The following is a 9,680-nucleotide window of genomic DNA, read 5'->3' on the forward strand; positions in this document are numbered from 1 at the left end:
AGCCCCGACCGCTCGCCACCCTCGCGCGTACACGTAAGGACGCTATTGAACCGCCATGCAGCTCGTCATCGTCGAATCGCCCGCCAAGGCGAAAACCATCGAAAAGTATCTCGGCTCGGATTTCCGCGTCCTCGCCTCCTACGGTCACGTCCGCGATCTGCCGGCGCGCGACGGCTCGGTGAACCCGGACGAGAATTTCGCGATGGAATGGGAGAATTACGCGGACAAGTCCAAGCAGCTGAAGGCGATCGCTGATCTCTCGAAGACCGCCGACCGCCTGATCCTCGCCACCGACCCCGATCGCGAGGGCGAGGCGATCAGCTGGCACGTGCAGGAGGTGCTGCGCGGCCGCAAGGCGCTGCCCAAGGACGTCCAGCGCGTCACCTTCAACGCGATCACCAAGCCGGCGATCCTCGCCGCGATGAAGGCGCCGCGCGAGCTCGATACCGACCTGATCGACGCCTATCGCGCCCGCCGCGCATTGGACTATCTCGTCGGCTTCACCCTCTCGCCGGTGCTGTGGCGCAAGCTGCCCGGCGCCAAGTCGGCGGGCCGCGTCCAGTCGGTCGCGCTGCGCCTGATCGTCGGCCGCGAACGCGAGATCGAGGCGTTCAAGGCACAGGAATATTGGTCGGTCACCGCGCAGATGGAGCAGGACGGCACGCCCTTCGTCGCGCGCCTCGTGCAATGGGACGGCAAAAAGCTCGACCGCCTGTCGATCGGCACCGAGGGCGACGCGCTGAAAGCCAAGACCGCGGTCGAGGAGGGCCGCTTCTCGGTCCAGACCGTCGAGACCAAGCCGGCGACGCGCAACCCGCCGCCGCCCTTCACCACTTCGACGCTCCAGCAGGAGGCGGCGCGCAAGCTCGGCTTCTCCGCCGATCATACGATGCGGATCGCGCAGGGCCTCTACGAGGACGGCGCGATCACCTATATGCGCACCGACGGCGTGCAGATGGACGGCAGCGCCATCTCCGCCGCGCGCCTCGCCATCGCCAACCGCTATGACGCGAGCTACGTGCCCGATTCGCCGCGCCAGTATCAGACCAAGGCGAAGAACGCGCAGGAAGCGCACGAGGCGATCCGCCCGACCGACTTCACCAAGGACCGCGCCGGCTCGGGCGACCACAACCGCCTGTACGAGCTGATCTGGAAGCGCGCGCTCGCCAGCCAGATGGCCTCGGCGCGCATGGAGCGCACCACCGTCGAGATGGCGGACGGCACCGGCCGCAACGTACTGCGCGCGACCGGCCAGGTCGTGCTCTTCCCCGGCTTCCTCGCGCTCTACGAAGAGGGGTCGGACGACACGCAGGACGAGGAGGCGCGCCGCCTGCCCCGCCTGCGCGAGGGCGACGCGCCGGCGAAAAAGGCCGTCGACGCCGAACAGCATTTCACCCAGCCGCCGCCGCGCTTCTCGGAAGCGAGCCTCGTCAAGCGGATGGAGGAACTCGGCATCGGCCGCCCGTCGACCTATGCCTCGATCATCAAGACGCTGAAGGACCGCGCCTATGTGCGCGTCGAGAAGAACCGCTTCTTCGCCGAGGAAAGCGGCCGCCTCGTCACCGCCTTCCTCGAGCGCTTCTTCGAGAAATACGTCGGCTTCGACTATACCGCGGAGCTGGAGGAGGAGCTCGACGACGTCTCGGGCGGCCGCGCGCAATGGCAGGCGGTGCTCGAAGCCTTCTGGCGCGACTTCAAGCCGCGCACCAACGAGGTGATGGAGCAGCAGCCTAGCGCGATCACCGCCGAGCTCGACGTCTTCCTCGCGCCCTATCTGTTCCCCGACAAGGCGGACGGATCGGACCCGCGGCTCTGCCCCAAATGCGAGGAGGGCAAGCTGGCGCTGCGCGGCGGCAAGTTCGGCGCGTTCATCGCCTGCTCCAATTATCCCGAGTGCAAATACACCCGCCGCTTCGCGCAACCCGGCGGCGAGGAGGGCGACAGCGGCCCCGAGGGGCTCGGCAAGGACCCGGCGACGGGGCTCGAGGTCGAGCGCAAGTCGGGGCGGTTCGGCCCCTATATCCAGCTCGGCGAGGGCAAGGAGGCCAGGCGCGCCTCGATCCCCAAGGACCTGCCCGGCGAGCTCGACCTCGAATGGGCGCTCAAGCTGCTCAGCCTGCCGCGCACGATCGGCAACCACCCGGAGACGGGCGAGCCGATCACCGCGTCGATCGGCCGCTACGGGCCGTATCTGGCGCACAGCGGCAAATATGCGCGATTGCAATCGACCGCCGACGTGTTCGAGACGGGGATGAACGCCGCGGTGGTCAAGCTCGCCGAGGCGGCGGCGGGCGGCGGCCGTCCGGCACGCGGCGCCGCGCGCGCGCCGCTCAAGGAGCTCGGCAAGCACCCGCGCACCGAGGCGGAGATCAAGCTGATGGAGGGGCGCTACGGCCCCTATGTCACCGACGGCGAGACCAACGCGACCCTGCCCAAGTCGATCACCCCCGAGGCGCTGACGCTGGAAGAGGCGGCCCAGCTGATCGACGACCGCGCGGCGGCGGCACCGGCAAAGAAGAAGAAGGCGCCCGCCAAGAAGGCCGCGGCGAAGAAGCCCGCGGCCAAGGCGGCGGGGACGAAGACGACGGCGGCAAAGCCAGCGGCGGCCAAGAAGGCGCCGGCGAAGAAGCCCGCGGCGAAGAAAGCCGCGGCGGAGTGATGCGCGGGGGGAGGTTCGCCTCCCCCCGGCTGCCGAGGCATGCGCCGTCCCGCCACAGCCGATACGCCCCGCATAATCCGGTCAGAACGGGCGCGTCGATGACGGCGCGTGACCCCGGCCAGCCGAACCACCCCTCCCCCGTTCGCCCTGAGCCTGTCGAAGGGCAGGTGAGTCCCACTGTGCTTCGACAAGCTCAGCACCAACGGTTCTGGCGGTTTGCGCCTTTCGGCTGGTTGTCTCCTTGCGTCCGACAGTGATTTCTTGATGGCGCTGGGCGACGGCGACCTCGGTGCCGACAATTTTGTAAAGTCTCGGCAACGGTGATTACGTACTGAATGGCAGCGCAGGAAATTGGCTCTCGTTTACTAGTTAGGGCTTGCGCGCGGAAGACAGCACCACCGTCTACTCTCATGACGCAAAGCCACCGACACAATCGGAGGCCTAGTTAACTTTGTTCAATCCTTATGGTGTCGGCGCGCCGAGGGCCTGCGCGTCACTTCAGCGGATACTTGCGGATGACATTCGCGAAGAGGTCCTCAACAAAGGAGACCACCTTCGCCCTACTGAACACAACCCCGGATGGATGCGCCGCGCTGTTGCGTGTCCCAAGCTTCTCATCAAGTATTTTTCGGACGTCATTCGATACGACACCCGCCGAGCGACAGAACTCGACGAACTTGCCCTCGGGCATTTCACCGAAGTCATCACGAACGGCGACCGTCGTGACCTTCACCCGCCTGTCGGTGTTCGCCGCCAGCACTTTGTTGAATGCGGCCAAGTGGTTAGTCAGGATCAGCTCAAAGAGGTGATCTAAGGTTAGCAGCCACGCCATCGTGACAGTCGCCCGGTACGCATGAACCCCGAAGCAGGCCAGCGCCTCCTTTAGGAAATCCCTCCGGGCACCTTCAGGCAATTCATCGACCAATCGCTGTAAATCTGCGGGGATGTCTAGCACGGCGGTTTCTGCGCCAATCAATCCGGCAAGTCGCTGCTTGGCGTGGCGCTCTAAGCGGTAGCCGCCCGCTCCGACCTTGATGAACTTTGGCGGCTTCCCTTTCAGTCCGCGCGACAGGTGCTGTGGGATCGACGCGGGCACTGCTAGGTCGCATTGGCGGAAACAAGCGGCTACCTCTGCAGCGGTGGCGCTCGGTGCACCGACCACCTCTGTAAGGTAGTATACAAACGCGTCGATCCGTCCGCCTGCACTAAAGCCGTTGGCACCTTCCAAAGAGCTATAAAAGCCACTTACCCCGCTCAAGCTTGATCAGCCTTCTTAAGATCATACTCGTAGTAAGTGTCCCCTATGTGGGTCATAGATATAGCATCGAGGCTTTCAATCTTGAAGAAGTGCCTCTTCGATCGATTGTCATACACCGCTTGGGTGAACGACTTGGGCGGCTTGACTTTCACCATCCGGTAACAGGTGAATATCTGACTCGCCGTAAAGGGATTTAGCCCGGCGTCGTGGGCAAGGAAGTGGCCAAAGAACAGCACCATCTAATGGTGGCCCCTAAACTCATATGAGTTGAACGCGTCGACCATTCCCGGCAGCTTCAGGTCCGGGTCGACCTGTGGCTCGTACCTGGCCTTCTTGGTGGGGCCACCTTCTACAGGGGCGGTGACGCGGCGGCGTCGCACAGGGGTACGGCGTACCTTGCCAGAAGTTTCGCCAGCCTCAAGCGACTCCTCGTCACCTTCGGGTTCTTCCCGCGGCTTCTCTGACGCAGTACGATCAGGTTGTGAACGCACGGGCGGCTGCGGCTTCGCTCCGAAAAATTGCCCAACATAGTCCTTAAACTCGGAATGCATTTCCTTGACGAAGGCGTCATCCCCCTCCGCCTCGAAGATGCCCTCCGCTAGACTTACTCGCAATTTGGCAGCCATTCCGCCCCCCCCTTTCATCCTACTGCGCTTATGCGCCTCGGTTCGGAGGTTAGCGCGACTCTTCAATCAAGCAAGAACGCCCACAAGGCTGCCCCAAATACCTGCCCCACAATGGGTCAGAATATCTGCGCAAGTCATTAAGAGGATTGAGTTTTTACGAGCTGGCTGGGGCGGCAGAAGGCGAAGCTACGTGTTGAAGTTGAGACGGCCCACACACACTGGTTGCGCTCCGCACAACCTAGTGCGGCATACCGGTATATATCGCCCTGCCACAAATCGCGGAAATCCTCTGATTTTCATCACGGTGACACAATTTTTTCCTGAGCACTGCCTTAAGGACGCAGCGCTAATAGCCTACGGTGTCCTGCCGTAGGCTCCGCATTCCTTAGATAGCCTACGCCACATCAAGCGCGCCGCCCTCCAAAAAACGTCAGCCTTCCCCACCAATTGCCCGCCCCCTCTTGCACCGCACGCCCGACCCTGCGACGGAAGCTCCAAAGCCGACCAAAGCGGCACGAAGGAGCGAGGATGCGTACCATCGATCATCTCATCGTCGGATCGGCCGGCGGTGATGCCACGCGCTACGGCGACGTGTTCGATCCCAACAGCGGCGAGATCCAGGCGCGCGTGCCGCTCGGCACCGCGGCCGATCTCGACCGCGCCGTCGCCGCGGCGCAGGCCGCGCAGCCCGGCTGGGCCGCCACCAATCCGCAGCGCCGCGCCCGCGTCATGTTCCGCTTCAAGGAACTGGTCGAGGCGAACATGGACGCGCTCGCGCACCTGCTCTCCTCCGAACACGGCAAGGTGATCGCCGATTCGAAGGGCGACATCCAGCGCGGGCTGGAGGTGATCGAATTCTGCTGCGGCATCCCGCACATCCTGAAGGGCGAATATACGCAAGGCGCCGGCCCCGGCATCGACGTCTATTCGATGCGCCAGCCGCTCGGCATCGGCGCGGGGATCACCCCGTTCAACTTCCCGGCGATGATCCCGATGTGGATGTTCGGCGTCGCCATCGCCACCGGCAACGCCTTCCTCCTCAAGCCGTCCGAACGCGATCCGTCGGTGCCGGTGCGGCTCGCCGAACTGATGCTGGAGGCAGGCGCGCCCAAGGGCATTTTGCAGGTCGTCCATGGCGACAAGGCGATGGTCGACGCGATCCTCGATCACCCCGCGATCAGCGCGGTCAGCTTCGTCGGGTCGAGCGACATCGCGCATTACGTCTACCGCCGCGGCGTTGAGGCGGGCAAGCGGGTGCAGGCGATGGGCGGCGCCAAGAACCACGGCATCGTCATGCCCGACGCCGATCTCGACCAGGTCGTCGCCGATCTGTCGGGCGCGGCCTTCGGTTCGGCGGGCGAGCGCTGCATGGCGCTGCCCGTGGTGGTGCCGGTCGGCGACAAGACCGCCGATGCGCTGCGCGAGAAACTGATCCCGGCGATCGCCGCGCTGCGCGTCGGCGTGTCGACCGATGCGCAGGCGCATTACGGCCCGGTGGTCAACGCCGCGCACAAGCAGCGCGTCGAGAACTGGATCCAGACCGGCGTCGACGAGGGCGCCGAACTGGTCGTCGACGGCCGCGGCTTCACGCTGCAGGGGCATGAGAAGGGCTTCTTCGTCGGCCCGACCTTGTTCGACCGCGTCACGCCCGAGATGTCGGCGTATAAGGAGGAGATCTTCGGCCCCGTCCTCCAGATCGTCCGCGCGCCCGATTTCGAGACCGCGGTGCGGCTGCCGAGCGAGCATCAATATGGCAACGGCGTCGCGATCTTCACCCGCAACGGCCATGCCGCGCGCGAGTTCGCGGCGCGGGTCAATGTCGGGATGGTCGGGATCAACGTGCCGATCCCGGTGCCGGTCGCCTATCACAGCTTCGGCGGCTGGAAGCGCAGCGCGTTCGGCGACACCAACCAGCACGGCATGGAAGGCGTCAAATTCTGGACCAAGGTCAAGACGGTGACGCAGCGCTGGCCCGACGGCTCGGCGCTCCCCGGCGGCAGCGAGGATGGCGGCCCGAGCCGCATCCAGGACGCCTTCGTCATCCCGACGATGGGCTGACCGGCATGCGCAGCACGATCCTCCTCGCCGCCGCGCTCGGTCTCGCCGCCTGTTCGGGCGGCGAATCGGCCAACAACGAATCGTCGGGCGGCAGCGCCGCGGTCGAGCCGACGCCAAACGACCTCACCGTCGATCCGCAGAACAGCGTCGTGCCGATCCCCGCGGTCAGCCCCTCGCCGATCGCCGCGATTCCCGGCGGCTTCCAGGGCCATTGGGGCATGGTGTCGGGCGATTGCGACCCGGCGAGCGGTGCCGACAAGGGCACGCTGACCATCGCCGGCAACCGCCTGTCCTTCTTCGAATCGCGCGGCACCGCGGCCACGATCCGCCAGACCCGCCCGGACCAGATCGCCTTCGACCTGCCGATGAGCGGCGAGGGCATGACCTGGTCCGAACCCACCACGCTCACCCTGCTCGACGACGGCAAGACGCTGGTGCGCGAGGCCAGGGGCGACGCCAATCGCGCCGGCTCGTTCCGCTACAGCCGCTGCCCGGCCTGAGGATATCATGGAAAACCAGTTCGACCTGACCCCCCAATTTGATCTCACGGACGACCAGCGCGAGATCCAGGAACTCGCGCGCCGCTTCACCGCCGACCGGATCACGCCCCATGCGGCGGAATGGGACGAGAAGCACATCTTCCCGCGCGACACGATCAAGGCGGCGGCCGAACTCGGCTTCGCCGCGATCTACGTGTCGGAGGAGAGCGGCGGCATCGCGCTCGGCCGGCTCGAGGCGGCACTCATCATGGAGGCGATGGCCTATGGCTGTCCGTCGACCAGCGCATTCATCTCGATCCACAATATGGCGAGCTGGATGATCGACCGCTTCGGGTCGCAGACGGTGAAGGACAAATATCTCCCCAGCCTCGTCACGATGGACCGGCTCGGCAGCTATTGCCTCACCGAACCCGGCTCGGGCAGCGACGCCGCCGCGCTGAAGACCAAGGCGGTCCGCGACGGCGATCATTATGTCGTCACCGGCTCGAAACAGTTCATCTCCGGCGCCGGCGAGAACGAGGTCTACGTGACGATGGTCCGCACCGGCGAGGAGGGGCCCAAGGGCATTTCGGCGCTGGTGATCGAGAAGGACATGGCCGGCGTGTCGTTCGGCGCCAACGAGCGCAAGCTCGGCTGGCATTCGCAGCCGACGCGGCAGGTGACGTTCGACAACGTCCGCGTGCCGGTGGAAAATCTCGTCGGCGCCGAGGGCGAGGGCTTCCGCATCGCGATGATGGGGCTCGACGGCGGCCGGCTCAACATCGGCGCGTGCAGCCTCGGCGGCGCGCAGCGCTGCCTCGACGAGGCGATCCGCTATACCAAGGACCGCAAGCAGTTCGGTACGGCGATCGCCGACTTCCAGAACACCCAATTCACCCTCGCCGACATGGCGACCGAGCTGGAGGCGGCGCGTGCGCTGCTCTACATGGCGGCGGCGAAGGTGACCGCCAACGCCCCCGACAAGACGCGCTTCGCGGCGATGGCCAAGCGGCTCGCCACCGATACCGGCAGCAGCGTCGTCGACCGCGCGCTGCAATTGCACGGCGGCTACGGCTATCTGATGGATTATCCGATCGAGCGTTTCTGGCGCGACCTGCGCGTCCATTCGATCCTCGAAGGCACCAACCAGGTGATGCGGATGATCGTCGGCCGCGACCTGATCCGGCAATAGGAGAGAGACATGGCACGCGTCGCCTTCATCGGCCTCGGCAACATGGGCGGCGGCATGGCCGCCAACCTCGCGAAGCACGGCCATGACGTCCGCGCCTTCGACCTCAGCGCCGCGGCGCTCGACAAGGCGCAGGCGGCCGGCTGCCTGCCCGTCGCCGGCGCCGCCGAGGCGGTTGCGGGTGCCGAGGCGATCGTCACCATGCTGCCCGCCGGCACGCATGTCGAAAGCGTCTATGCCGATGCGGTGTTCGGCCATGCCGAGCCGTCCGCGATCCTGATCGACTGTTCGACGATCGACGTCGCCACCGCGCGCCGCGTCGCCGGGACCGCGGCGGCCAAGGGTCTCGCCGCGGTCGACGCGCCGGTGTCGGGCGGGATCGGCGCCGCCAATGCCGGCACGCTCACCTTCATGGTCGGCGGTCCCGAGGATGCGTTCGAACGCGCGCGCCCGTTTCTCGCCGACATGGGCAAGGCGGTGATCCACGCCGGCGCGAGCGGCGCCGGCCAGGCCGCCAAGATGGCCAACAACATGCTGCTCGGCGCGACGATGATCGCGACCTGCGAGGCGTTCCGGCTCGCCGAACGGCTGGGGCTCGATGCGCAGACCTTCTACGAAATCTCGTCGGTCAGCTCGGGCCAGAGCTGGTCGATGACGAGCTATTGCCCCCTCCCCGGCGTCGGCCCGGAGACGCCCGCCGACCACGACTATCAGGGCGGATTCGCCGCCGCGCTGATGCTCAAGGACCTGCGGCTGGCGATGCAGGCGGCCGAAGGCGCGGGCGCGACGACCCCGCTCGGCGCGCATGCGACCGCCTTGTACGAGGCGTTCGTCGCCGCCGGGAACGGCGGAACGGATTTCTCGGGGATCATCCGGACGCTGTGATGTGCGGAGGGGAGGCGTCCCCTTCTAAACACCCCCTACTGTCATCCCCGCGAAGGCGGGGATCCATATACGCTGCCCCCGCGGCTCAAGCGAAGACCCACGCGTCTGGATCCCCGCCTCCGCGGGGATGACGGTGGAGGGGCGCGCACCCCCGCCCCCCTATCGTCATCCCGGCGAACGCCGGGACCCATGGACACGCGCGGCGGATGGCAGCACGCACCATTGCCCACGCCGCAACCATGGGTCCCGGCCTGCGCCGGGATGACGATGGAGGAAGGCACCGTCCGCCGAACACCCCCTCACTGTCATCCCCGCGGAGGCGGGGATCCATACACGCTGACCCCGCGGCTCAAGCGAAGATCCGCGCGTCTGGATCCCCGCCTCCGCGGGGATGACGGTGGAGGGGCGCGCAACCCCCGCCCTTATCGTCATCCCGGCGAACGCCGGGACCCATGGACACGCGCGGCGGATGGCAGCACGCACCACTGGCCGCACCGTAACCATGGGTCCCGGCCTGCGCCGGGAT

Annotated in this window: 7 protein-coding genes; 5 read left to right on the forward strand and 2 right to left on the reverse strand. The window is 66.3% G+C overall.

Going from position 1 to position 9,680, the window contains the following annotated elements; genetic code table 11:
- The first annotated feature begins 55 nt into the window (after positions 1–55).
- The gene (topA, locus tag FFS23_RS19175; RefSeq protein WP_137899857.1) at positions 56–2,659 is read left to right on the forward strand and encodes a type I DNA topoisomerase; all 2,604 of its coding nucleotides are present in this window, start codon (positions 56–58) and stop codon (positions 2,657–2,659) included.
- Between the two features lie 493 nt (positions 2,660–3,152).
- Here topA and FFS23_RS19180 read toward each other — a convergent pair whose 3' ends face one another.
- Entirely contained in the window at positions 3,153–3,917 is a 765-nt protein-coding gene (locus FFS23_RS19180) for a hypothetical protein (protein ID WP_137899858.1), read from the reverse strand.
- 239 nt (positions 3,918–4,156) lie between these two features.
- The gene (locus FFS23_RS19185) at positions 4,157–4,543 is read right to left on the reverse strand and encodes a hypothetical protein (RefSeq protein ID WP_137899859.1); all 387 of its coding nucleotides are present in this window, start codon (positions 4,541–4,543) and stop codon (positions 4,157–4,159) included.
- 528 nt (positions 4,544–5,071) lie between these two features.
- On the opposite strand from FFS23_RS19185, the gene FFS23_RS19190 reads away from it, so the two are divergent.
- The 4 genes from FFS23_RS19190 to mmsB are packed head-to-tail and all read left to right on the forward strand — an operon-like array spanning position 5,072 to position 9,154.
- A complete protein-coding gene (locus FFS23_RS19190; protein ID WP_137899860.1) occupies positions 5,072–6,601 on the forward strand; it encodes a CoA-acylating methylmalonate-semialdehyde dehydrogenase in 1,530 nt (509 codons plus the stop codon).
- Between the two features lie 5 nt (positions 6,602–6,606).
- The gene (locus FFS23_RS19195) at positions 6,607–7,101 is read left to right on the forward strand and encodes a hypothetical protein (RefSeq protein ID WP_137899861.1); all 495 of its coding nucleotides are present in this window, start codon (positions 6,607–6,609) and stop codon (positions 7,099–7,101) included.
- A gap of 7 nt (positions 7,102–7,108) precedes the next feature.
- Positions 7,109–8,272, forward strand: a complete 1,164-nt coding sequence (locus tag FFS23_RS19200; protein WP_171009556.1) for an acyl-CoA dehydrogenase family protein — start codon at positions 7,109–7,111, stop codon at positions 8,270–8,272.
- A gap of 9 nt (positions 8,273–8,281) precedes the next feature.
- On the forward strand, positions 8,282–9,154 hold the full coding sequence (mmsB, locus tag FFS23_RS19205; RefSeq protein WP_137899862.1) for a 3-hydroxyisobutyrate dehydrogenase: 873 nt from the start codon (positions 8,282–8,284) through the stop codon (positions 9,152–9,154).
- The last annotated feature ends 526 nt before the right edge of the window (positions 9,155–9,680 follow it).

The sequence above is a fragment of the Sphingomonas sp. 2SG genome (assembly GCF_005503285.1).
GTDB classification, from domain to species: domain Bacteria; phylum Pseudomonadota; class Alphaproteobacteria; order Sphingomonadales; family Sphingomonadaceae; genus Sphingomonas; species Sphingomonas taxi.

Coding starts and splice junctions, on each gene's coding strand:
- mmsB (WP_137899862.1), top strand. CDS start 8,282: ATGGCACGCGTCGCCTTCATCGGCCTCGGCAACATGGGCGGCGGCATG.
- FFS23_RS19200 (WP_171009556.1), top strand. CDS start 7,109: ATGGAAAACCAGTTCGACCTGACCCCCCAATTTGATCTCACGGACGAC.
- FFS23_RS19195 (WP_137899861.1), top strand. CDS start 6,607: ATGCGCAGCACGATCCTCCTCGCCGCCGCGCTCGGTCTCGCCGCCTGT.
- topA (WP_137899857.1), top strand. CDS start 56: ATGCAGCTCGTCATCGTCGAATCGCCCGCCAAGGCGAAAACCATCGAA.
- FFS23_RS19185 (WP_137899859.1), bottom strand. CDS start 4,543: ATGGCTGCCAAATTGCGAGTAAGTCTAGCGGAGGGCATCTTCGAGGCG.
- FFS23_RS19190 (WP_137899860.1), top strand. CDS start 5,072: ATGCGTACCATCGATCATCTCATCGTCGGATCGGCCGGCGGTGATGCC.